Annotated in this window: 19 protein-coding genes; 11 read left to right on the top strand and 8 right to left on the bottom strand. The window is 62.5% G+C overall.

From position 1 onward, the window contains the following. The first annotated feature begins 103 nt into the window (after positions 1-103). Positions 104-1,675 (top strand): collagen-like triple helix repeat-containing protein, encoded by a 1,572-nt coding sequence (locus PQQ86_RS00825; protein ID WP_408264173.1) that lies wholly within the window; start codon positions 104-106, stop codon positions 1,673-1,675. Between the two features lie 90 nt (positions 1,676-1,765). Here the strand turns inward: PQQ86_RS00825 and PQQ86_RS00820 are convergent, their stop codons facing one another. The 3 genes from PQQ86_RS00820 to PQQ86_RS00810 all read right to left on the bottom strand — a co-directional run bounded on the left by PQQ86_RS00820 (position 1,766) and on the right by PQQ86_RS00810 (position 5,605). Beyond that, the gene (locus PQQ86_RS00820; protein ID WP_408264171.1) at positions 1,766-2,782 is read right to left on the bottom strand and encodes a cupin-like domain-containing protein; all 1,017 of its coding nucleotides are present in this window, start codon (positions 2,780-2,782) and stop codon (positions 1,766-1,768) included. Positions 2,783-2,923: 141 nt separating this feature from the next. Then, a complete protein-coding gene (locus PQQ86_RS00815) occupies positions 2,924-4,069 on the bottom strand; it encodes a branched-chain amino acid ABC transporter substrate-binding protein (protein WP_408264169.1) in 1,146 nt (381 codons plus the stop codon). Positions 4,070-4,501: 432 nt separating this feature from the next. Continuing rightward, positions 4,502-5,605 (bottom strand): NAD(P)H-dependent flavin oxidoreductase, encoded by a 1,104-nt coding sequence (locus PQQ86_RS00810; protein WP_408264167.1) that lies wholly within the window; start codon positions 5,603-5,605, stop codon positions 4,502-4,504. A 274-nt stretch (positions 5,606-5,879) separates the two neighbouring features. On the opposite strand from PQQ86_RS00810, the gene PQQ86_RS00805 reads away from it, so the two are divergent. Both PQQ86_RS00805 and PQQ86_RS00800 read left to right on the top strand, forming a co-directional pair. Beyond that, positions 5,880-6,578, top strand: a complete 699-nt coding sequence (locus PQQ86_RS00805; protein ID WP_408264166.1) for a dienelactone hydrolase family protein — start codon at positions 5,880-5,882, stop codon at positions 6,576-6,578. Between the two features lie 207 nt (positions 6,579-6,785). Continuing rightward, entirely contained in the window at positions 6,786-8,288 is a 1,503-nt protein-coding gene (locus PQQ86_RS00800) for an amidase (protein ID WP_408264164.1), read from the top strand. A 27-nt stretch (positions 8,289-8,315) separates the two neighbouring features. Here PQQ86_RS00800 and PQQ86_RS00795 read toward each other — a convergent pair whose 3' ends face one another. From PQQ86_RS00795 to PQQ86_RS00780, 4 genes are all read right to left on the bottom strand, one after another. Next, the gene (locus tag PQQ86_RS00795; protein ID WP_408264162.1) at positions 8,316-9,608 is read right to left on the bottom strand and encodes an MFS transporter; all 1,293 of its coding nucleotides are present in this window, start codon (positions 9,606-9,608) and stop codon (positions 8,316-8,318) included. A gap of 274 nt (positions 9,609-9,882) precedes the next feature. Then, positions 9,883-10,194, bottom strand: a complete 312-nt coding sequence (locus tag PQQ86_RS00790; protein ID WP_175051830.1) for a high-potential iron-sulfur protein — start codon at positions 10,192-10,194, stop codon at positions 9,883-9,885. Positions 10,195-10,396: 202 nt separating this feature from the next. Further along, positions 10,397-11,503, bottom strand: coding sequence for an NAD(P)/FAD-dependent oxidoreductase (locus PQQ86_RS00785; protein WP_408264160.1), 1,107 nt, complete (start codon positions 11,501-11,503; stop codon positions 10,397-10,399). A 493-nt stretch (positions 11,504-11,996) separates the two neighbouring features. Further along, the gene (locus PQQ86_RS00780) at positions 11,997-12,974 is read right to left on the bottom strand and encodes an AAA family ATPase (RefSeq protein ID WP_408264158.1); all 978 of its coding nucleotides are present in this window, start codon (positions 12,972-12,974) and stop codon (positions 11,997-11,999) included. A gap of 294 nt (positions 12,975-13,268) precedes the next feature. Here PQQ86_RS00780 and PQQ86_RS00775 point away from each other — a divergent pair, with 294 nt between their 5' ends. Together PQQ86_RS00775 and PQQ86_RS00770 are read left to right on the top strand one after the other, a co-directional pair. Continuing rightward, positions 13,269-13,763 carry a hypothetical protein gene (locus PQQ86_RS00775; RefSeq protein ID WP_408264156.1) on the top strand — a complete coding sequence of 165 codons (495 nt, stop codon included), beginning with the start codon at positions 13,269-13,271 and terminating at the stop codon, positions 13,761-13,763. Between the two features lie 68 nt (positions 13,764-13,831). Continuing rightward, a complete protein-coding gene (locus PQQ86_RS00770) occupies positions 13,832-14,629 on the top strand; it encodes an endonuclease/exonuclease/phosphatase family protein (RefSeq protein WP_115781607.1) in 798 nt (265 codons plus the stop codon). Between the two features lie 98 nt (positions 14,630-14,727). Here PQQ86_RS00770 and PQQ86_RS00765 read toward each other — a convergent pair whose 3' ends face one another. Beyond that, positions 14,728-15,717, bottom strand: a complete 990-nt coding sequence (locus tag PQQ86_RS00765) for an aldose 1-epimerase (RefSeq protein ID WP_408264154.1) — start codon at positions 15,715-15,717, stop codon at positions 14,728-14,730. A gap of 338 nt (positions 15,718-16,055) precedes the next feature. Between PQQ86_RS00765 and PQQ86_RS00760 the strand changes: the two genes are divergently transcribed. The 6 genes from PQQ86_RS00760 (at position 16,056) to PQQ86_RS00735 (ending at position 23,563) form a co-directional block, all read left to right on the top strand. Beyond that, positions 16,056-17,108: a LacI family DNA-binding transcriptional regulator gene (locus PQQ86_RS00760; protein ID WP_408269995.1), complete on the top strand. Its 1,053-nt coding sequence runs from the start codon at positions 16,056-16,058 to the stop codon at positions 17,106-17,108. Between the two features lie 113 nt (positions 17,109-17,221). After that, positions 17,222-18,247, top strand: coding sequence for an ABC transporter substrate-binding protein (locus PQQ86_RS00755; RefSeq protein ID WP_408264152.1), 1,026 nt, complete (start codon positions 17,222-17,224; stop codon positions 18,245-18,247). 385 nt (positions 18,248-18,632) lie between these two features. Next, entirely contained in the window at positions 18,633-20,198 is a 1,566-nt protein-coding gene (locus tag PQQ86_RS00750) for a sugar ABC transporter ATP-binding protein (protein ID WP_408269993.1), read from the top strand. Positions 20,199-20,238: 40 nt separating this feature from the next. Then, complete coding sequence (locus tag PQQ86_RS00745; RefSeq protein WP_093644891.1) at positions 20,239-21,216, top strand: ABC transporter permease; 978 nt, start codon at positions 20,239-20,241, stop codon at positions 21,214-21,216. Between the two features lie 29 nt (positions 21,217-21,245). Beyond that, positions 21,246-22,205, top strand: coding sequence for an ABC transporter permease (locus PQQ86_RS00740; protein WP_408264151.1), 960 nt, complete (start codon positions 21,246-21,248; stop codon positions 22,203-22,205). Between the two features lie 587 nt (positions 22,206-22,792). After that, positions 22,793-23,563: a ferredoxin--NADP reductase gene (locus PQQ86_RS00735; protein WP_408264149.1), complete on the top strand. Its 771-nt coding sequence runs from the start codon at positions 22,793-22,795 to the stop codon at positions 23,561-23,563. Positions 23,564-23,801 lie beyond the last annotated feature (238 nt).

Genomic DNA, 23,801 nt, shown 5'->3' with positions numbered 1-23,801 from the left:
TTGATCTGTATGAATTTATTCCTCTCGATAATGGTCGAAACACAAATGGCATAGGCCTTGCAGTTAGCTTCCCAGCAATTTTCAAATTACGGGGGAGCAGACCATGAATCGCAATTTCAAACTGTCGGCGATCGCAATGTGCGTGACGTCGATGATCTTACTGACCGGATGCGGGAGCACGTTGGTCAGACCGGGCGTCTCGAGCGGGTCCGGTAGTGGTTCCGGCAGCGGCTCAGGTTCCGGCTCGGGGAACGGAGGCGGAACGCCGACTCCGACACCCACGCCGACGCCGACGCCCACGCCCACGCCCACGCCTACACCCACGCCGACTCCGACTCCGACTCCGACACCCACGCCAACCAGCGCCAATCCGATCGGCGTCGTCGTCCAGAACACTGGCAACGTGGTGACCGCGACCGGCCAAACCGTCTCCGCAATCGGCAGCCAGATCGGCCTCACGCCGATCCCCGGCGCGAACCCGGCCACCACGACCGCGCTCGGCAACGTCGTCTCGAATCTCGGCGCCGGTGTCACCGCAGTCGGCACAGGTGCGGCGAACGGCCTCGGCCAGCTCGGCAATTCCACCGATCCGCTCGGCACGACGCTGGCGAGCAGCGGCGGCCTGGTTTATAACGCCGGCCAGGCCGTCAATAGCGCCGGCCAGCTCGTGACGAGTCTTGGCAGCGGTCCCACTGCACCGCTCAGTCCGCTGACCACGCCGCTCGGCAGCACGGTCTCAACGCTCGGCATTGCAGTCAGCGGCCTTGGCACGCAACTCACCTCGCAGCTGACGAACGGCCCGATCCAGCAAGTGACGCAGACCGTCAGCACCGCGATCACGCCGATCACCGCCACGCTCGCGCAAACGACCCAAACCGTCGGCGATACGACCGGACTCGGCGCACCGCTGAACGGTTTGCTGTCGACCATCGGTCACGGTCTCGACACCGCGGGCAGCCAGGTCAGCAACGCGACTAACAACCCGATCGGTCAGAACCTGGGCAATGTCGTAACCAAGCTCGGCGACACGGTCACGTCCGCCGGCGGCCTGCTGACCGCGGGCGGCACGAGCAGCGGCAACCCGCTCGGTGGCCTCACCGGCATCCTGAATCCGGGCGGCAGCGGCGGTGCAACGGGCAATCCGCTGGCGCCGTTGACCAGCATTCTCACCGCGTTGCCCGGCACCCTGAGCGGCGGCCTGACCGGCGGCAGCGGTTCAAGCAGCCCGCTTGCGCCGATTACCAGCGTCCTTAGCACGGTGACCGGCAGTCTCGGTGGCCTCGGCGGAAGCTCAGGCAGCAATCCGCTTGCCCCTCTGACCAGCGTCCTCAACACCGTAACTGGCAGTCTCGGTGGCCTCGGCGGAAGCTCAAGCAGCAGCCCGCTTGCACCGCTGACTGGTGTGCTGAATTCGGTAACGGGCGCATTGAGCGGCGCGACCGGTGGCAGCGGCAGCCCGCTGGCACCGGTGACGTCGGCGGTGTCGTCGTTGACTGGCGCGCTCGGGTCGGCTGCGGGTTCGGGCGGCACTGGCAGCACCAGCAACCCGCTTGCACCGATCACCGGCCTGCTTGGCAGCGTCACCGGCGTATTGACCGGTTCGGGGACCTCGACCGGCGGCACCTCGAGCGGTGGCTTGCTCGGCGGTCTCGGCGGCTTGACGAGCAAGAAGTAACGAATACGAATAACGACAGTAAATAAAGACGCAAAAAACAAGCGTCGAAGGGGGGAGCGGCGAGTCGGGTCAACCGGCTCGCCGTTTTTTTCACAGTTCGTGATACGTCACGTAATCGCGCGAGAAGTCGTTACGCTGCAGGAAATTGGTGAACGTCATCGTCACCGATGCATCGAGTCCTTCCACGTAATGCCACCAGCCGATCGGCAGAAACAGTAATTCGCCGGGTTCGAGCGTGCATTCCGTCAAATGCGCATTGCGCATCGACGGGAAACGCTCGTAGTCGATCGCACCGCCGTCCACCTCCGAATAACAATGCAGCATGTTCGCCATATGCGGCGTATCGGACAATGGCACCAACTTGATCTGTTTGCGGCCGATCACCTGCGCCATGAAGTTATTGGTCAGATCATGGTGAAACGGCGTCTTCGTTCCCGCCGGCCCCATCCAGAAAAAGCCCGTATCGGGCGATGCAGCGTCGAGATATTCGCAGATAGTCGGCACGTCTGACCATAACGTCGCGAGGGCCGCGCGATTGTGCGACGTGTTATTGGCGGTCATGTAGAAATCGTTAGTCGGGCCGCTGCGCTCGACGAGATCAACATAATCGGCAAAGCGCATCATGCGCTTGAGCTTCGGCTGATTGATTTCGTAATTCGTATCCGACTCGCGGCCGAACTGCACTTCGACTTCACAATCGCCGCACCGCTCGCGAAAGTAGTCGAAACTCCACTGCGTGCGCGCCGGCCAAAAATCGAAAGCGCCCGTGATGATGACCGGCCGGTTCTGAAAGTAGTACTGCTCAAAGAACTCGTCACGCGATAAACGTTCGCGCCGTTCGATCACACCGCTTCCAGCGCGCATGCGATTGAGCGTGCCGTACACCGACAATATCCATTCGCGCTTGCGCAAACGATTGCGCAAGCGCAAGGCGCCCTCAAAGTAAGGACTCGCGAGCGCCGCCTCGATTTCGCGGGCGGCTTCGGCAGAGTCGAAACCATGTCCGACCAGCGCACCGTGCAGGGCGGGCGGCGGTGCGTCGAGCAGCAGATTCTCGGTAATCCAGCGGCGCCAGCCGTTGTCGATCGAACGGATCACAGTGGTCACGGCATTCTCCCAAACGATGTTCTCAAACCCGCCAGCCTCTCATGCAAATGCCCAAAAGAAAAGGCACGCGAGCCATGCGGCGCGCGTGCCTTTTAACTGCTTGACCTAAGACAAACACAGCTGTCTTCGGTCATGCGGCTCTTACATCTTCACTACGTCGAGCAGTGTCTTCTTGCCGCCCTTGTAGTTGTACAGCGAGATCACGCCGTGCTGAAGGTCGCCCTTCGAGTCGAACGTGGTTTCGCCGATCACACCCTTGTAGTCGGTCGCCGGCATAGCTGCCAGGATCTTCGCCGGATCGGTGGAGTTCGAACGCTTCATAGCGTCGACGATGATGTACACAGCGTCATACGTGAACGGAGCGTAGATCTGGATCGGCTGACCGAAACGCTTCTGATACTTGGCGAGGAACGCTGCGCCGCCAGACATCTTCTCGAGCGCCATACCGGCTTCCGAGCAGACGATGTTGTCGGTTGCGTCGCCAGCCAGGTCCGACAGCTTGTCGGTACACACGCCGTCGCCTGCCAGCACCTTCGCACGCAGGCCGAGCTGCTTGGCTTGCTTGGCGAACGGGCCGCCGGTTGCGTCCATACCGCCGTACATGATCGCGTCCGGGTTTTCGCCCTTGATCTTCGTCAGAATCGCGCGGAAGTCGACAGCCTTGTCGTTCGTCGCGTCATGCGACATCACGTTCAGGCCCAGCGACTTGGCGGTCTTTTCGAATTCGTTGGCGAGACCCTGGCCGTAAGCGGTCGAGTCGTCGACGATCGCGACGCTCTTCACTTTCAGACCCTTGGCTGCGTAGTTAGCCAGTGCCGGACCTTGTTGCGCATCGGTCGCCACGACGCGGTACGTCGTCTTGAAACCTTGTTGCGTGTAGGCCGGGTTCGTTGCCGACGGCGAGATCTGCACGATGCCAGCATCGCTATAGATCTTCGAAGCCGGAATCGACGTGCCCGAATTCAAGTGGCCGACCACTGCGACGACCTTATCGTCAACCAGCTTCTGTGCAACTTGCGTAGCCGTACGCGGGTCAGCTGCGTCGTCTTGCGCGTCGAGTTGCAGCGTGATTTTCTGGCCACCGATCGTCAGGCCCTTGGCGTTGATTTCTTCAACAGCCAGACGCGCGCCGTTTTCGTTGTCTTTACCCAGGTGAGCGATACCGCCGGTCAACGGTGCAACGTGGCCGATCTTGACGACCTCGTCCGCCACCGCGCCCGTTGCCAATGACGCAAACAACATGGCCGCAGCGCTGATCGGCAAAAGCTTTTGAATCTTGATGTTCATGTAAGTCTCCAGTTTCGGTCCCAAAAACAACGTAATCGCCCTGTGCCCCCGCTTCCCTACACGTGTCGCTCAGTCCCGTGGACGACCACGCCGGTTGCATCGTTCATGCACTTGGCCAGCACGTTCACCGGACTGTTTGTGGCAGACGGCAAACCGTACTTGCGCGCAAGTGTAGGCCATCAAATTAAATTGTGGGACTTTTTTGAGGAAGTGGGATGAACACTAATAGCGTTTATCCAACAAGAGCCGATTCCGGCTGGAAAGACAGGCTGGAAAGCACCAGCCCATGCGGGTTTCCGCTAGGTGCGCCTATCGTCTAACAGCACGGCCTAAAGCTTTTAGCGTGTTAAACCGTTAATGTTTCGAATAGGCTTTTTGCGTAAAAACAAAGCGCGCCGCAGTTGCCGCGACGCGCGTCTGAGCCATGCCGAATCAACGCTCGAGCGCGCCGATCCGTGCTGCCACAGCATGCCATTCCTGCTCGAGTTGCCCGACCAGTTCGGCAGCGCCGAGGCCTTCCCGGCGCTTGCGGCCAAGCGGCGCGCCCTGGCCTGACCATAGAGACAGATAGTCGCCGTTATCCGCGCGGCTCGCGGTTTGCCGCAGCTCCTGCGTCAAGGCGTTTTGCACCGGATAAGGCGCGACCTTATGCGCCGACTCGCTTAGCCGCTGCATCAACGGATTGCGTATGCCGCGCGCATGACGACCGGTGATCGCGCGCGTGACGGACGTCGATGTATCCGACATCGAGCGCACCCGGGTTTTCCATGCCTGCGGTATCGCACTCTCCAGACAAGTGAGGAACGCAGTACCCATCACCGCGGCTTGCGCGCCAAGCGCAAGCGCGGCGACGATGCCGCGTCCGTCCATGATGCCGCCGGCGGCCAGCACCGGCAGGCCGGTCGCATCGACGAGTTGCGGCACGAGCGCCATCGTGCCGACCAGCGCCTCCTCGAATGCGCCGATGAAGGTACCGCGATGCGCGCCCGCCTCCGCGCCTTGCGCGGCGATGGCGTCTGCGCCCACGTCGCGCCAGGCGACACCCTCGGCAACATGTGTCGCGGTGCCTATTACATATAGGCCGTTTGCATGCAGACGGGCGACGTCGGCGGCTGAGAGCAATCCGAACGTGAAACTCGCCACCGGCACGCGCAATTCAATCAGCGTTTCCAGTTGCGCGCGGAAATCCGGCGCATAGCGTTCGAGCGGGTGGCCCGGCGGCAAACCGAGGTCCGTGCGTAGTGGATCGATTGCTTCGAGCGCGTGGCGCACGGTGGCATCGTCCGGCGCGGCCGGCTCCAGTACAAACAGATTCACGCCGAACGGGCGATCTGTCAGCGCGCGAATCGCCGCGACTTCGCTCGCGATTTTCTCGGGCGACAGTGCCGCCGCCGCGAGAAAGCCGAGGCCGCCGGCATTCGATACCGCCGCCACCATCGCAGGCGTCGTCGCGCCGCCGGCCATCGGCGCCTGCACGACCGGCACACGCAATTCGAAACGCGCCGCAAACGGCGTCACAAAACTGCCTTCATTCATGATCGATTTCCTCTCCGGCAAAGCGCTCGTAGCAACGACGAGCCAGCACTTTGGACTCTACCGAGCCATGCGCGCGCGGAGAAATGAATTATCGAGAATGTTTCAATCGCCTTACGAGATCATCGCCGCGCGGCGGGCGTTGTCGGGCCACGCGCGGCCTCACTGCAAGGCGTTTCTTTTGATGGCAAACTGACCGCCCGTCTCAGGCATTCAGGCCTCTGGCATTCATTCAGACCGACCCCGCGCGTCAACGCACGAGTAAATGGAGAGCAATATGAGCACGACTTCCCGCTGGATCGACATTCCCGCCGGCAACGACAGTTTCGGCGGCTATCTGGCGCTGCCCAAAGGCGGCAAGGGACCGGCCGTCATCATCATTCAGGAAATCTTCGGCGTGAACAGCCATATCCGCTCGGTCGCGGATCAGTACGCGCAAGACGGCTACGTCGCGCTCGCACCGGACATTTTCTGGCGCGTGCAGCCGCGCGTCGAATTGACCTATGATGGCGCGGATCGAGAGAAAGGCATCGAGCTGATGCAGAAAACCAATGTCGACCAGGCGGTGGCCGATGTCGGCGCGGCTGCCGCAGCGCTGCGCGCGATGCCGGAAGTGACCGGCAAGGTTGCGGCGATCGGCTACTGCTTCGGCGGCCAGCTCGCGTATCTGGCTGCCGCGCAAGGCACGCTCGACGGCGCGGTGGCGTACTACGGCGGCGGCATCCAGAACAAGCTCGATCAGGCCGCGAAGATCAACGTGCCGATGCAATTCCACTACGGCGAACTCGACGCGCATATCCCGTTGTCGGCTGTCGGCCAGATTCAGGAGCGCTTCGCCGGCCGTGCCGATGCGGAATTCAATATCTATCCGAATGCCGACCACGGCTTCAACTGCTCGGACCGCGCGTCGTATAACCAGCCCGCTGCAGCGCTCGCGCATGGCCGCACGCTGACCTTCCTTGGTGAGCGGCTGTAACTTCGCGGCTTTAACTCACGGCTTTGATCAGGGCCTGTAACTCGCACCTGTACCTGAGTTACTCTCTCGAAGAGGACGTGCCATCAGCGCGTCCTCTTCTTCCATGCGTAGCGATGAACCAGGAACAACCGGACGCCCAGCCAGACCGTTCATCATGTGCATAGGCAACCGGCAGATTCAACACTCGATAGCGAGGGTCCCTCCGTCGTGCAATCAGACTATCTCGCCCATGACGCCATCGGCCTCGCCGAACTGATTCGAAGCCGCGAAGCAAGCGCGCGCGAGTTGCTGGACATCGCGATTTCCCGCACCGAGGCCGTTAATCCCGCGATCAATGCGATTGTCCTGAAGGACTACGACGCCGCCCGTCAGCGTGCCTCGCGTGATGATGCGAACAGAGCGAATGACGGAAGCACGCAAGCAGCGCTCGCGGGCGTGCCCTATCTGATCAAGGACCTGGGCGCAGCGGTCGCCGGATTGCGCATGTCGATGGGCAGCCGTCACTATCGCCATTTCATTCCTACCGAGGACGCGCCGGTCGTCGCGCTCGCAAAGGCGGCCGGCCTCAACATCTTCGCCAAGACCAGTACGTCCGAACTCGGTCAGATGCCTTATACGGAGCCCGAATTGTTCGGCGCTTGCCGCAATCCGTGGAATCTCGACCACACGCCTGGTGGCTCGAGCGGCGGTGCCGCCGCGGCAGTGGCCGCGGGCATCGTGCCGCTCGCGCATGCATCAGACGGTGGCGGCTCGATCCGCATTCCCGCTTCGTGTTGCGGACTGTTCGGCCTCAAGCCTTCGCGCGGACGTGTGCCGCGCGCGACACCGACCGCCGCCGTCGGTGAGCTCGGCATCGATCACGCGGTATCGCGCAGCGTGCGCGACAGTGCGTTGCTGCTCGATCTGCTGGCGGGCAACGCGGACAGACCGCTCGGCGCGCCGGGCACTTTCCTTGGCGCCAGCCGCGAGCCATGCAAGCCACTGAACATTGCCTACGTCACCGATTCGATGCTGGCGCCCTCGCTCTCCGCCGACTCGCGCGCCGCGCTGGAAGATGCTGCGCAACTCGCCAGTTCGCTCGGCCATAACATCGAACCGGTGTCGCTCGGCATCGATTTCGCGGCAGTCCGCCATGCGTTCCTGATGCTCTGGTCCGTGACAGCGGAAGAGATGGTGCTGCACACCGATCGCATCACCGGCCGCAAACCGCTACGCGACGAATTCGAAATCTCGACGTGGGCAATGGCGCACGTCGGCCGCAAACTCGGCGAGCGCGGCTTGCCTGGCGCGCTCGAAGAACAGCGTCGCATCACAGAACGTCTCACCGATTTGCTGAGCCGCTACGACGTGCTCCTGTGCGCGACGCTTGCCGGCGCGCCGATCAAGATTGGCGAAATGCACCCCACCTCTGCGGAGCGCATGCAAATGCGCGCCGTCACGGCGATGCCGCTCGAAGCCCTGATGAAGAAGCTGCTGACCGAAGCGTCGAACAAGGCGTTTGCGTGGGCGGGATGCACGGAGTTGTTCAATCTGAGCGGACAACCGGCAATGTCGGTGCCGCTCTACTGGAACGCGCGAGGGCTGCCAATCGGCGTGCAGTTCGCCACGCGTGATGGCGGTGAAGCAACGCTATTGCGACTGGCAGCACAACTAGAAGCGGTGCGGCCGTGGTTCGACAAACGGCCGCCGTTGATACCGGCGCGCAGCTAGACGAACGGGCGCCGCTCGACTGAACCCTCAAGCCGGTTTGCGCCGCGCGTCGAGATCCGCATGGCGCTTGCCGGGGATGCACGCCACTGCGACGATCGACAACGCCAGTCCGCCCATCACGTAGTAAGTCGGCGCGAGCGGTGAACCCGTGGTGTTGATGAGCCACGTCACGACGAACGGCCCGAAGCCGCCGAACAGCATCACCGCGACGTTGTACGCGAGCGATAAGCCGATCGAGCGCACGTTCGCCGGGAACAGTTCGGCGATCAACGCGCCGAACGGCCCGTAGTATCCGGACAGCGCAATCGACAGTAGCGCCTGCACGAGAATCAGTTTGGACACGCTCGGCTCCGCCGCGAGCCACGCAAATAGCGGATAGATGATCACGAGCGTCAGTACCAGCGACCACAGCGAAAGTCCCTTGCGTCCGATCCTGTCCGACCATGCGCCGGTCAGCGGTGAGAGCACGGTGAGCAGCAGATTGCCGACGATCACCGCGTAAAAGGATTGCGCATAAGGCAGCTTCAGTTGCTTGACCGCGAAGGTCGGCAGATAGCTGATCAGCACGTAGATCGTCACGGTGAGCGCGATCACCGCGCCGAGTCCGCACAGCACGTCGCGGCTATGGCTCCTGAACACTTCGCCGAGCGTTGCGCGCCGCGCCGTCTTTTGCGCAAGCAGGAAGGCTTCCGAATCGGAGAGATGCCGGCGGATATAAAAACCGATCGGCCCGATGATCAAGCCCAGAATGAACGGTACGCGCCAACCCCATGACTTCAGTGCCTCGTGCGAGAGACCGTGCGTGATCAACGCACCAACCACCGCACCGAGCAGAAGCGCCGCCGCCTGGCTCGCCATCTGCAAGCTGCCGTAGAAGCCGCGCTTCGAGAACGGCGCCGCCTCGATCAGCAAGGCCGTAGAACTGCCGAATTCACCACCGGCGGAAAAGCCCTGCAGCAAACGCCCAAGCACGATCATCAAAGGCGCGCCGATGCCGATCGCCGAGTACGGCGGGGCAATTGCCAGCAGCAGAATGCCGAGCGTCATCAGCGCAATGACGAGTGACAGCGCCGCCTTGCGTCCCGCGCGATCCGCGTAAAGTCCAAGCACGATGCCGCCGATCGGCCGCATGACGAATGCGACGCCGAAGGTTGCGGTAGTCAGCAGCATCGACGAATAGTCGTTCCCTGCCGGAAAGAACAGTTGTGCGATCACCACCGTGAGGAAACCGAACACGGTGAAGTCGTACCATTCGAGTGCGTTGCCGATCACAGCCGCCACGACGGCGCGTGTGTTGAGGCTCCGTGACGCTGGTGCCATTCGAATCTCCAGCTTGCGAAAAATGTCGCGTGGTACGGCGTCTCAGCGTAGATGTGCTTCAGCGTGCGTTAGTGCGCCCTGGCGCGAGCGAGAAAAATAATGCCCGCCGCAGCAATCGCATTGGAGTGTAAAGAGCGCGCAAGCTGTTTTCAAGCAACAAAAAGGCGTCTGTCGCGCAGGGCGGCAGACGCCTTGATGATCGGACTGCAGTCCGGCGCCGCAATGTTGCGGCGCACTTGCCGCGACACTGAATGTGTGTGCGGCTGAAACGTAATCAGGCCTTCTTGTTATATGCGCTGCACCAACCCTTGCTCGCGACCTGCTTGCCCGCGAACATCGGGCAGCCGGCGTAGGCGTCGGTTGCCTTGCCTTGATAGAAGCTGCAGTTACCGCAGTCCTGGCCCGCTGCGTATTTCGCGAACTTGGCCTTGTCGACTTTGCTCGCGTCGGCCTTGTAGCCAAGCGCTTGTGCGGTCGGGTCGGTCTCGGCGACCTTCGGTGCGTCGGCGAAAGCCTGGCGCGACAGGGCGAACGTGGATGCCACACCAATGCTGGTGATCAAAAACGTACGACGGGAAGATTTCATGGGGGACTCACTCCATTTATATTGAACTGATCGCCGTTCTGATGACAGCGGTCCCCAAGGATAGCAATGAAGCCGTCGCGCGTGACGGCCCAAATGATAGAGATAACCGAATTGGTACTACGCCGCGCGCGCGTTATACGCTCGGAATGTCCGTTGATCGCATGACGTGAGCAGCGCGACGGGAACGCGAGGGGTGCGACAATTAAGCGCGCCCACTCAGCTCGCAGACACGCTGAGCGATCGCGAGCGACGCCGTCAATCCAGGCGACTCAATACCGAACAGATTGACGAGCCCACGCACGCCATGCGCAGCCGGACCTTGAATCACGAAATCGGCGGCGGGCTCGCCTGGGCCGGAAAGCTTCGGACGAATCCCCGCATAAGCGGGCTGCAACGCATCGTCAGGAAGCGCGGGCCAGTACGCGCGAATCGCCGCGTAAAAGGAATCCGCACGATGTGGGTCGACGTCGTAATTAATCACATCGACCCATTCGACGTCGGGACCGAAACGCGCCTGGCCGCCGAGATCGATCGTCAGATGCACGCCGAGGCCGGCTTCGTTCGGCATCGGATAGATCAGACGGCTGAACGGCGCGCGCCCCGAGATGCTGAAGTAGTTGCCGCGCGCGAGATAAAGCGGCGGCACATGCCGCGCGTCAAGGCCGCGAATCGTGCGCGCCAGCGCATTCGCGTACAAGCCGGCGCTGTTGATCACGCAGGCCGCGCTGATCGTGGTCGGCGCGCTGCCGCCTACCTTGATGATGAAACGGCCGTTGCTCGCTTCGATCGCCGCGACCGGCGCATGGAACGCACACACCGCGCCGTCGCGCTCGGCGTCACCCTGAATCGCCAGCATCAACTGGTGACTATCGACGATGCCCGTCTGCGGCGAGAACACGGCCTCCACACATTCGAGCGCGGGTTCGAGCGCTTGCGCCTGGTCGCCGTTGATTCGCATCAGGTCGAGCACGCCGTTCTCACGGCCCTTCGCCATGATGCTTTCAAGCTGAGGAATCTGATTGCGCGAGGTGGCGACCAGCAGTTTGCCGCAACGCGAATGCGGCACGTTATGCTCGACGCAGTAGTCGTAGAGCATCTCGCGGCCGCGCACACAAAGCGCCGCTTTCAACGAGCCGCGTGGATAATAGATCCCCGCGTGAATCACTTCGCTATTGCGCGAGCTGGTGCCCACGCCAATCGCTTCAGCCGCTTCCAGCACGATCACCTCGCGCCCGCGCGCCGCCAATGCGCGCGCCACGGCAAGACCGACGACGCCAGCGCCGATCACTACACATTCGATCTGATCCATGTCCCTTGACGCGGCTAACCTCGCCGCGCGCTGCCTCGTTCACCCGATAATCATGAAGACAGGGTACGGCTATCGAGGACCGCACACCGCTCGCTGTCGAACGCACCTGGCCTTACGCAACCGCTATACAAAATTGTACGACGCCGCACAGACAGAAATGCCCGCAGTCGGACGACTGCGGGCATTCGGTCTTGAGCAGGGCTTAAACGTATGGGCCGGACAAGATCAGTGTACGCCGTCGACGATTGTCGCGCTCGATTCTTCATGCGCGCGATGGCATCGCCCCGCGTCCTCGGAGCGTTGCCGGCCATGGCGGCCACCTTGCCGCCGGGCGCCTGTCTGCCCGAAGACAGACCGACGCAAACCCTCCGGATTCGCGAAACTCGCAACAATTGCTGCGACATTCATCCTGTTTTAAATGTCGAACTGCCTGTTTCGTGTCCGCAGAAAGCCGTCCGACGGCGGTTTTCTGTCAAAAATAGGGCAAAAACACTCAAAAACCGATCGGTTTCCTCCGATTTCCGTAGTCCAAGCGGATGTCGCCGGCTTCGATCCGATCGCGCCCGTCGATGCGCGCCGCGCCGAAGCCATTCAGAATCGCGCGCCGCATTTCACGCGGCGAGGCCAGCTTCAGCGCATCGAGCGCGGCGTCGCCGAGCGTTTCGGGAAAGCGCAGGCCCCAGTTATGCGCCGAGCGAATCTCGTCGTAGATCGATTGGGCGATACGGCGTGCGCCGTCACGATCCGGCGGCGGAATCTCATACACGTTCATCCGGTTCAGGATCGGCTCCGGGATCGAGCGCTCGTCGTTCGCGGTCGCGATCCAGATCACGTGGCCGGCATTGATCGGAATCTCCGCGAATTCGTCGATGAACGTCTGCGCCGTGTCGTGTTCGAGCAGCGCGTAAAGCGCGCCGAGCGGATCGTATTGCGAATCGCCCGTGGCCTTGTCGATTTCGTCGACGGCAATCACGGGGTTTGCATAGCTGCCGTTCACGAGCGCATCGAACACCTTGCCCGGCTTCGCGTTCTTCCATTGCGACGATGCGCCCGACAGAATCCACCCCGCCGTCAGCGAACTCATCGCCACGTATTGGTACGCGGTGCCGAGCATGCGCGCCAGTTGCTTGGCAAAGTGCGTCTTGCCGATGCCCGGATCACCGAGCAACAGGATCGGCATCAGTTCGAGCCGGTCTTCAGTCTCGAGACACAAGGCGACCTGCTTGCGGATGTCGTCGAGCGGCTCCGAAAAGTTGGGCAGCGCGTCGATCAGATCGTCGATCGACGGCATCCGGTTCGGCTTGACGCAGAAGCGCAGATTGCCGGTTTTCAGCATCTTTTCGTACGTGGCGCGCAGCGCCTCGTTCGCCCCTTCGCTAAGCTCGTTCAGCGCGGTCTCGACCTGATCGAGGTCGTACACCCGACTGAAAGATGCCACGGCGATTTCCTGTTTGACCATTGCTGTTGTCATCGCTCACCCCGTCTGGCTGGTCTTGCTGCTGCGGCGCCTGATGGGCACCGTTTCAGGTCCAGTGTAGCGAGGACATATTCGCGTGCAAGCCAGCAGTCATGCGGGTCTGCTGCTAACAAGGCCTTGTTTCCTGCGACGCCCCGGAGGAAGTCCCTTTGAGGATTCTCCTTCTCGTCGGAAATGGTGTTTTGCTGAACCCGGCCCCGTTTGACGTGTCAGAAAGGCGTCCAGCCCATCAGGCGTAAGATGGCCTTCTGTCTACTCTGCCGGAAGCAGTGACCGGAGAAACCTTCTATGTGGAAAACCAGTATCGTGGCCGTACTGTTCGGCACTTCGCTGCTTGCGAACGCGCAACAAGGAGCGACGCAACAGGCCGTTCAATGGCAGTTGCAGGTCATGCGCGACGGCCAGCAGATCGATTCGTTCGACGGCACCACCACCGTCGGCCAGGCGCGCACGGACACGCATCACAAGATGGTCCAGCATAACGTCGGCTGTAAAGACCAGCCCGGCGGCAGCATCGATCTGGCGCGCACGCTGACAATCTCGCCGCTGCAGGCGGATGCGAGCGCGGTCACACTGTCGATCGAAGCCCAGGAAACATTCGAGGAAGACGCCGCACGACAAACCGACACCGGTTGCAAGTTGCCGCCGCAACCGCGTCAAGTGAGCGCAAGCCATCCGGGCCTGAAGCTGCCGCCTGGTCAGTGGGTCAGCTGGACGATCGTCGACAAAAATCCGAACCTGGTTTATCGCGTGCGTGCGAGCCTTGCGAACGGCACGAACTAGTGCAATGCGAACCGCACGCACCGAAACGAACTACCGAAGCCCCCAACAGAACACGTGGACAACGCGGCATGCGAAACCCAGAAGAATTGATCCGCGAGAGCGCAGCGCCCAAGGATTTCATTGCGGTCAGCTGGAATCTGCACAAGGGCCGCACACCGCTCGGCTTTCAGGCGTGGCAGGCGATGCAGCGCTGGGTTCAGTCAACCCATGCGGACGCGTATTTTTTGCAGGAAGCGATGGCGCGGCGCATGCCCTCGCCGATATTAGCCAGTAGTTTCGGCTCGCCGCTCGCCGATCCGTTGAGCGATGTGTGGCACTGTCAGGCCACCGAGATCGCGCGCGCGGCCGAACTCGAAATCGCGCTTGGGCCGAATGTCTTCAAGCCGTCGTGGCGGCATGGCAATGCGATTCTGTCGCCACATCCGCTCGATCTCGGCGGGCGCTGGGATATCTCCGCGCATCGCTTCGAAAAGCGCGGATTGCTGGTGGCGCGGGCAACCTTCGGCGGTCATTCCGTCACACTGCTGTGCGCGCATCTCGCGCTCACGCGCTCGGCGCGCTTGCGGCAAATGAACTGGATCGCGCACTGGATCGCGAAGGAAGCGCCGGAAGGTCCGCTGGTTCTGGCCGGCGACTTCAACGACTGGCGCAACGACTCGGTGCCGCTCTTCGCCGAACACGGCCTGCAGGAGGTGGCGACGCTGCTCGGTGAATCGGGCCGAACGTTTCCGGCTTTCTCGCCGGCACTCGCGCTCGACAAGATGTTCGTGCGCGGCATGGAGCCGGTCGAATGGATCCAGCCGACGCAGGAAACCGCGTGGCTGTCGGATCACTTGCCGTATATGGCGCGGTTGCGAGTCGAGTGAGCTACGTAAAAAAGGCGGCATAGCCGCCTTTTTCTTTTTGCCCGCCTTGAACGTGAAGCCGGCAGCGCAGCGCTGATCAAAGCGCGTTACTACGCGCACTAGCCTCTTCGCGGCGTCCAGTTCAGCGCCGCCACGATCTCCTCACCGGGCTGCAACACGCAGCCGCCCACCTGCTCCCGCATGCCGACCGCATTGAAGCAATCGGTGGTGTTGGTCACCGGTTCCACGCACAGTTGCGCATCGTTGACGGGCGCGAATACCACCATGTGATCGAAGGGCGCATCGGCGGTCATTGTCAGTTGACGGTGTTCGTCGGGCCACGCAATCGTCGCCTCGCGCGACCAGTTGGCGAAGTTGTTGTCGAGATCGAACGCGTCCGGCGACATGCCGTGGCGCAACGCTTCGACCGCAGGGTGCGGACCGAGATGCGTGGGCAGCACGTCAGCATCGGCATGCCACATGGCTTGCACTTCGGCGTAGACACGGGTTTGCGCGGTGCGCGGATAGTACGGGTGATGGCCCATGCCGAAGGGCATCGGACGCTCACCAAGATTCTGAGCGGAGAGCGTGATGCGTAGCGCGCCGCCGATCAACTCGATGCGCTGCCGCGCGCGATAACGGAACGGCCAGTCGCCGGGCTGTTGCGAATCCGGTTCGTGTTCGAAGTGCAATTCCACGGAACTATCCGTGCACGCCCCCACCTTCCACGGATGCCGCCACGCATTGCCATGCAGCGCGTGCGTAAAGCGCAAGTCATTGCCGTTCAGATCGACTGTGCCGCCGTTGAACTGGAAACGCGCGTCGCGAATCCGGTTGCAATAGGGAAAGAGCGGAAAGCTCGCCATGCGCAGCGGATCGCGTTCGTCGAACGCTGCTTGCGTGGCTGGCCGCAGCCAGTGCAGTGGGCCTTCCGGCGTCGATTCGTAGTAAGCCGCGAGCGCGCCGCCGACTTCTGGCGCGACCACCACGCGCATGGCGCCTGCCGTCAGCGTGACAAGCGACTTCGCAATCGCGGGGTCATCGAGCCACGCGATCCCGGTGTGTTTAGTGACGAGCGGCTGGATCGGATTCAAGGAAACGTCGCGCATGGTCAGAAAAGGCGGGGCCTCAGGCGGATGGCAGCATGAACGCCCATCGATGTCTCCTATGACGTGCCGCGCACAGCGCGCGGCTGGCGGAACCCTCAGGTCCGCGCGACCGAGAATCGCACGCCAAAGCGCATCGGTCAATATTATTAGTAATAAATTCGTCAAAACCAACCGATTTTCGCCTTACCAAATCTCCCAAATGGCGGGTTAGCGCGCGTTGCCGCGCGCATATTATTAGTGGTACCGTCAGCACCACGAGTGCCACTGGCATGCCCCCGCTTTTGCGCCGCTGCAGCGCGGCCCGCACAATGAAAAAATCGACTCAACGCCGTCCGACCATGACCGACATCGCCAAGCTCACCGGCGTGTCGCAATCGACTGTCTCGCTCGTGCTGAACAACGCGACCGGCGCGAAATTCTCCGAGACCACCCGCAACAAGGTGCTGAAGGCCGCGCACGACCTCGGCTACCGATTGTCGCTGCGCGAACCGGTATCGGTTTCGGCTGATGAACGCAACCTCATCGTCTATCTGGCTGACGAGATTTCCACCAGCCCGCATCCGGTCGTCAACGTCGACGGCGCGCGCGATGCGGCCTATGCGAGCGGCAAGATGCTTGCCGTCTACTCGACGCACGGCAACGCCGATATCGAAAAGCAGGTGCTCGATGCGACGCTGTCCAATCCGCACGTATTCGGCGTGATCTACGCGACCGTCTACACCCGCAAGGTCACCTTGCCGGCGGCGCTCTCGCAGGTGCCCACCGTGCTGCTGAACTGCTACACGAGCGAAGGCGGGTTGTCGTCGGTGGTGCCGGCCGAGGTCGCGGGCGGCCATCTGGCGACCGACTACCTGCTGCAGTCGGGGCATCGGCGGATCGGCTATATCAACGGCGAACCGTGGCAGGACGCCTCGAAAGACCGCCTCAAGGGTTATCGCACGGCGCTCGCCACGGCCGACTTGCCGTACGCACCGGAACTGGTGCGCGACGGCGACTGGAGCTCGGGGGTCGGCTTTGAAATGACGCTCTCCCTGATGCACGAGGCGCATCCGCCGACCGCCATTTTCTGCGCCAACGATCTGACCGCGCTGGGCACGATCGAGGCCCTGAAGCAACTCGGCCTGCGCGTGCCTGAAGACGTTTCCGTGCTTGGCTACGACGACCAGGAAATTGCCCGCCACACGCATCCACCGCTGTCGACGGTGGTGCTGCCGAACTACGAACTGGGTCGCTGGGCCGTCGAGACCCTGCTGCAGGAAGAACACAACCGCGCAGCGGGCGCGCCGGTACGGCATCGACTCGTCAAACTCGACGGACCGCTCGTCGAACGCGGCTCGGTCAGGGTAATTACCGAGGCAGAAAAGCCAATAATTAATATTATTAGTGATTGACCGATAATAATTCCCGGTGGAATAATCGGCACGTCCGGTCAGGGTGAAACAACTCGGCCGACAGGAGAAACACTAAAAAGTAAATACACCTCACCAGGTACTGGAGGAAGACAATGGCGTCGCTCAACACGCAGTCGCGCAAGCACGCGCGCAAGCAGCAGATTCGTCCGCTGGCAGGTTCGCTGCTGGCTCTGGCCATCGGCTTCGGCGTTGCCACGGCGACGGCGCACGCCGACGACGCGCTACCGAAGTTGCCTACCAAGACTCCGCTGAAGGTCGGCTTCGCGCAGACCGAAAGCAATAATCCGTGGCGTCTCGCGGAAACCAAGAGCTTCAAGGACATCGCCGCGAAGTGCGGCTGGCAGTTGGTCATGACCGACGCCAATAGCTCGAACTCCAAGCAGGTATCGGACATCCAGAACATGATCGCGCAGCACGTCGATCTGCTGGTGTTCCCGCCGCGCGAAGAAAAGCCGCTTGCGCCGGTCGTGCTGCAAGCTAAAAAGGCTGGCATTCCGGTGATCCTGGTGGACCGTGACGTCGATCAGTCGGTGGCCAAGGCGGGCCGCGACTACATCACGTTTATCGGCTCGGACTTCATCGATCAGGGTCATCGGGCGGCTGACTGGCTCGTCAAGGCGACCGGCGGCAAGGCGAAGATCATCGAACTCGAAGGCACCACGGGCGCGTCCGCTGCGAACGACCGCAAGAAGGGTTTCGACGAGATCATCGCGAAGAACCCGGGCATGACGATCATCGCCTCGCAAAGCGGCGACTTCGCGCGCGACAAGGGCCGTCAGGTGATGGAAACGCTGTTGCAGGCGCACCCGGAAGTGACCGCCGTCTACGCACATAACGACGAAATGGCGCTGGGCGCGATCGCCGCGATCAAGGCCGCCGGAAAGCAGCCGGGCAAGGACATCCAGATCGTCACGATCGACGGCACCAAGGGTGGCATGGACGCGATCGCCGCCGGCGAGCTCGGCGCGAGCGTGCAGTCGAGCCCATTCTTCGGCCCGCTCGCCTGCGACGTCGCTCAACGTTACGCGAAGGGCGAAAAGATCCCGACGTGGGTCAAGGTCTCGGACCGCTTCTACGACAAGAGCAACGTACAGCAGAGCATGCAGTACGGTTATTGATCGACAGCCGCCGCCGTACACGCGGTTGTGTAGCTTGAGGGCAGCGCTTTAGCGGAGTGTCCAAGCGCTCCGCACCTCGGAGAAAGCCTCTTCGAGGGCTGTGCCCGCAGGACGTCCCCGTCCCGAATCAATCTCCTCGGGGGGCAGGTGACGGGAAGGGTTCGGAGCGACGCGTTCGTGGCAGCACGGGCCGTCGCTTCGCTTTTATGCGGCGTAACATGGTTCGACCACACCGCCTGCATGGAGCCCGAACGAACGGCCACAGCGGCTCGCACTGCCCAGCGCATGCAGCACGTGAAGCAGGACACGCATCAGGAGGACACCCGTGACGGAATCCGGCACGCAGACACCGCACTCTCCCCTTACCCGTTCGCCGCTGCTGGAGATGCAGGACATCGGCATCAGCTTCGGCGGCGTCCCTGCGTTGCGCAGCGCCAATCTGAGCGTCGCAGTCGGAGAAGTGCACGCGCTGATCGGCCAGAACGGCGCCGGCAAATCGACCATGATCAAGATCCTGACCGGCGCCTATCGGCGCGGCTCGGGCAGCGTGCGCTTCGAGGGCCGCGAAGTCGATTTCCGCACGCCGAAGCAGGCACGCGAAGCCGGCATCAGCACGATCTATCAGGAGATCAACCTGGTGCCGTTCCGCTCGGTGGCGGAGAACATTTTCCTCGGCCGCGAGCCACGCCGCTTCGGCCTGATCGACTGGCGCGCGGTGCAGCAACGCGCCGCCGCCCTGCTCGATTCGTTCGGTTTGCAGATCGATGTGAAGAAACCCGTCGGCCGCTATTCCACCGCGATCCAGCAGATGGTGGCGCTGGCGCGCGCTGTCTCGTCAGACGCGAAGATGGTCATCATGGACGAGTCGACCTCGTCGCTCGATGAACGCGAAGTGGAACTGCTCTTCACCGTCGTGCGCAAACTGCGCGACGACGGCCGGGCGGTGATCTTCGTCTCGCACCGGCTCGACGAACTGTACGCGCTATGCGACCGCGTCACCGTGATGCGCGATGGCCAGACGGTCGCGCAAAGCACGATGGCGGAGATGGACAAGCTGCAACTCGTCACGACGATGCTCGGCCGCACGCTGGCCGCCGTCGTGCACGAAGACGCCGCTGCGCGCGAAGCCAACCTCGCGCGGCGCGGTAAGCAGGCGATCGCCGCGACGCACCTGAGCGCCCATCCGAAAGTGAGCGACGTATCGCTCGAAGTGCATGCGGGCGAAGCGGTGGGTCTCGCGGGTCTGCTCGGCTCGGGCCGCACCGAAACCATGCGCCTGATGTTCGGCGCCGATCCGCTCGAACAAGGTTCACTGTCGATTGGCGGAGAAACGGTGGCGTTGAAGTCGCCGCAGGACGCCATCGCGCGTGGCCTCGCTTACCTCACCGAGGACCGCAAGGCCGAAGGCATCGTTCCCGAACTCTCGGTGCGCGACAACCTCACACTCGTCTGCTTGCGCACGCTGGCGAAGAACGGCGTGGTCGACGTGAAGAAACAGCAGGCGATCGTCGACCGTTTCATTGCGTCGCTCGGCATCAAGCTGCGTTCGGCCGATCAGCCGATTCGCGAACTGTCGGGCGGCAATCAGCAGAAGGTCCTGCTCGCACGCTGGCTCGCTGCCGAACCGTCGCTGCTGCTGCTCGACGAGCCGACGCGCGGCATCGACGTCGGCGCCAAAGCCGACGTGGCGAAGATCGTGCGTGAACTGCGCGACGCGGGCCTCGCTGTGCTGCTGTCCGCCTCCGAACTCGAAGAACTGACGGCGGTGGCCGACCGCGCGGTGGTGATCCGCGACGGCCGCACCGTCGCCGAACTGAACGGCGCCGACATGAGCGAGACCGCAATCATGGACGCCATCGCCTACGGCAGCGAAGGCCAATCGCAACTGGTCGAAGCGGCCCAGACCGCACATATCGAAGACGCGTTGGAGGGCGACCGTCATGGCGCTTAAGTTGCACACTGAGTCGTTACATACCCAAGCCACGCCGCCTATGCCGGACGCAGCTACATCACGCGCCACGGCCGCATCGACGGTGAAGAAATGGCGGCACCTGGCCATGCAACGTGAAGTGATCGTGTTGCTTGCTATGGTGCTCTTCAACCTGATCTTCACCCCGCACTTCTGGTCGCTGCAAACCTTCAACGTCAACATGACGCAGGTGGTGACGATCGTGATCGTCGGCATCGGCATGACACTCGTCGTGGCGACGGGCGGCATCGATCTGTCGGTGGGCGCGTCGATGGCGATTTCGGGCGCGCTCGCGCCGATGCTGTTCCTGAATATTCCCGGGCCGGGCGGCATTGCGCTCGCGTTCGTGCTGCCGGTGCTGGCGGCCGCCGCGTGCGGCGTCTTCAACGGCTTGCTGGTGACGAGGCTATCCGTCCAGCCAATTGTCGCGACGCTGGTGCTGTTTATCGCCGGGCGCGGCATCGCCCAGGTCGTCACCGACGGCAGCCTGCAGGCGTTCAACACGCCCGCGTTCCAATGGATCGCCTTGGGCAAGGTTGCCGGCGTGCCGTTCCAGGTGCTGCTGATGCTCGCGCTGGTCGTACTGTTCGCGTGGATCGTGCGCAAAACCCTGTTCGGCCAGTATTTGCTGATCACCGGCGGCAACGAAAAGGCCGCCTATCTGTGCGGGGTGCCGACGGCCACCGTCAAGCTGATCGCTTACACGTTGTGCGCCGCGCTCGCGGGACTGGCGGGGCTGATCTCGATCTCGGTGAATTCGTCGTCGGATGCGAACGTGGTGGGGCTCGGCGTCGAACTCGACGCGATCGCCGCGGTGGCGGTCGGCGGCACGGCGCTGACGGGCGGCAAGGCGTATATCGGCGGCACGCTGATCGGCGCGCTGATCATCCAGTTGCTGCGCTATACGCTGCTCGCGCACGGCATTCCCGACGCGGCGGCACTGGTCGTGAAGGCCGGCATCATCGTCGCGGCGGTTTATGTGCAGCGGCGCTCGCGCTAACGCCTCCAGGACACTTCGGACCCGATGCGATGAAAAAGAACCTTCCTATCCTGCTCGCTCTCGTCGCGCTCATCGTGCTCGGCCTCGTGCGCTACGACCATTTCGGCTCGGCCTACAACATCACCTCGTTCTGGCGCTACAACTCGATGTTCGCGCTGATCTCGATCGGCATGGCCTTCGTGATCATCACGGGCGGGATCGACCTGTCGGTCGGCACGGTGGCGGCTCTCGCTAGCGTCGTCGCCGCGTTGACCAGCGTGTACGGCGGCTGGGTCGCGGTCGTGGCCGGTTGCGCGGCGGGCACGGCGGTCGGCGTGCTCAACGGCCTGATCATCACGCGGCTGAAAATCCTGCCATTCATCGTGACGCTCGCGACCAGCCTCGGCGCGCACGGTGTCGCGCTGCTGCTCGGCAAGAACGATGCGGTGTCGATTGCCGCGGACTCGAACTTCGGCAACTTCGGTCAAGGCGATCTGTTCGGCCTGCCGATCCCAGGGATCGTCGCGGTGGTCGCCGCCGTGGCCGGCTGGCTCGCGCTGCGCAGCACGCGTTTCGGGCGGCATTCGCTGGCCATCGGCGGCAGCGAGGAAGCGGCGCGGCTAATGGGCCTGAACGTCGACCGCACGCTGGTGATGGCCTATGCCGTAAGCGGCCTGCTCGCCGGCATGGCAGGCGTGATCCTGGCCGCGCAGTTCGGCGCCGGTCAGCCGAACGAAGGCGTCGGCTGGGAACTGTTCGCAATCTCCGCGGTGGTGCTCGGCGGCACCTTGCTCACCGGCGGGGAAGGCTCGATTGCGATGACGATCGCCGGCGTGCTGCTGCTTGGGCTGGTGTTCAATCTGCTGAACTTCGAAAACGGCCTGGGGTTCATCAGCCTGTCGGCATACTGGCAATCGGTGATTCGCGGGGTGTTCCTGCTGCTGGTGATCGTGCTGCAGGCGAGAGTGCTGAAGCAGCGCGGCAAGAAGCGTGTGGCGGCTCCGGCGTAATCAAAACAGAAACCGCTGGAAGCCTTATTTCACGATGGATTCCAGCTGCTTGCCCGAGCACCAATCAGCCTTTGTGTACCAACATGGCAACACCAGGCAGCTCAAACGGAAGTGAGCACACTCGCCCTGCACATCTCGCCTTTACGGCCCAATTTCCTCACCTTACGCACCGATCTCCCGCCCTTTTGCCAGTTTTATCAGCAGGGTCAATGCTGCGGTGCACGGCAGGTTTCGGTATCATCCTGAAAATGTTGCCCGCGCGGCGCGCCTATCCGGCGCATGCCGGACAGCCGATGGCTGCCGCCCTGCGCGGTTTTCGCCCATCGCCGTACCCTTGCTGAAGCGCGGCTGCACCCACGCCAACGTACTTCGCGACGCCGATCGTCACAACCGCCGGCGCCGGCGCTTCCAGGTCCGGTAACCCGCTTCACCACGCTCAACCGCCGCGCCAGAACCCTCGGGCAGCGGGCGCGGTAAAATAGCGGATTGCGCGTGATTCCCGATCTCGGGTTAGCGCAGCATCGCCCTTGCCGTGCCGGCCGGCTAAAACGACTGGCCGCCTTTGTTTTCGCACTATCCAAGAAGCCATGAGCAACCTGAATCCACAAACAGTCCTGAGCGTCCATCACTGGACCGATACGCTTTTCAGCTTCACCTGCACGCGCGATCCGTCGTTCCGTTTCGAAAACGGCCAGTTCACGATGGTGGGCCTCGAAGTCGACGGCAAGCCGCTGATCCGCGCCTATAGCCTTGCGAGTGCGAACTACGAAGAGCATCTCGAATTCCTGAGCATCAAGGTGCAGGACGGCCCGCTCACGTCGCGTTTGCAGCACTTGAAGGTCGGCGACGAAGTCCTGATCGGCAAGAAGCCGGTCGGCACGCTGATGGCCGACAACCTGCTGCCGGGCAAGACGCTGTGGCTGCTGTCCACCGGCACCGGTCTCGCGCCGTTCATGTCGATCATTAAAGATCCGGACATTTACGAGCGCTACGAGCGCGTGGTCCTGACGCACACCTGCCGTTTCGTCGACGAGCTGGCGTACAAGGAATACATCACCGATCACCTGCCGGCGCACGAGCATCTGGGCGAGCTGGTGCAGGAAAAGCTGCTGTACTACCCGACGGTGACGCGCGAAGCGTTCCAGAACCGCGGCCGTATCACCGAACTGATCGAAACCGAAAAGCTGTTCGCCGACCTCGGCGTGCCGGGCTTCTCACTCGAAGACGACCGTGTGATGCTGTGCGGCAGCCCGCATATGCTGCGCGACACGCGCAAGCTGCTTGACGACCTCGGCTTCGAGGAAGGCAGCAACAATGCGCCGGGTCACTACGTGGTCGAAAAGGCGTTCGTCGGCTAAGCAGACGCGCAAATTGAGCGGCCCACGCCGCGTACTCAGCAGAAAGGAGCCCTCGGGCTCCTTTTTTGTTTCTCAGTTACAAATCGAAGCCATCGTCCTGACATTTGGTGTCAGCATTATTCCTACATTGCGTGCGTTGCAAAACATCAACCGTTGCGTGAAATGTAGGCGCTAACCCTTGGTGCACCTGCATTTTTTCTTTTAATGAGATATCATCGCGGCGCATGATCGGTCGCTT

Source organism: Paraburkholderia sediminicola (genome assembly GCF_046026675.1).
Classification (GTDB): domain Bacteria; phylum Pseudomonadota; class Gammaproteobacteria; order Burkholderiales; family Burkholderiaceae; genus Paraburkholderia; species Paraburkholderia sediminicola_F.
The sequence above is the reverse complement of the archived record's forward strand: the minus strand, read 5'-3'. Positions and strand labels throughout refer to the sequence as shown.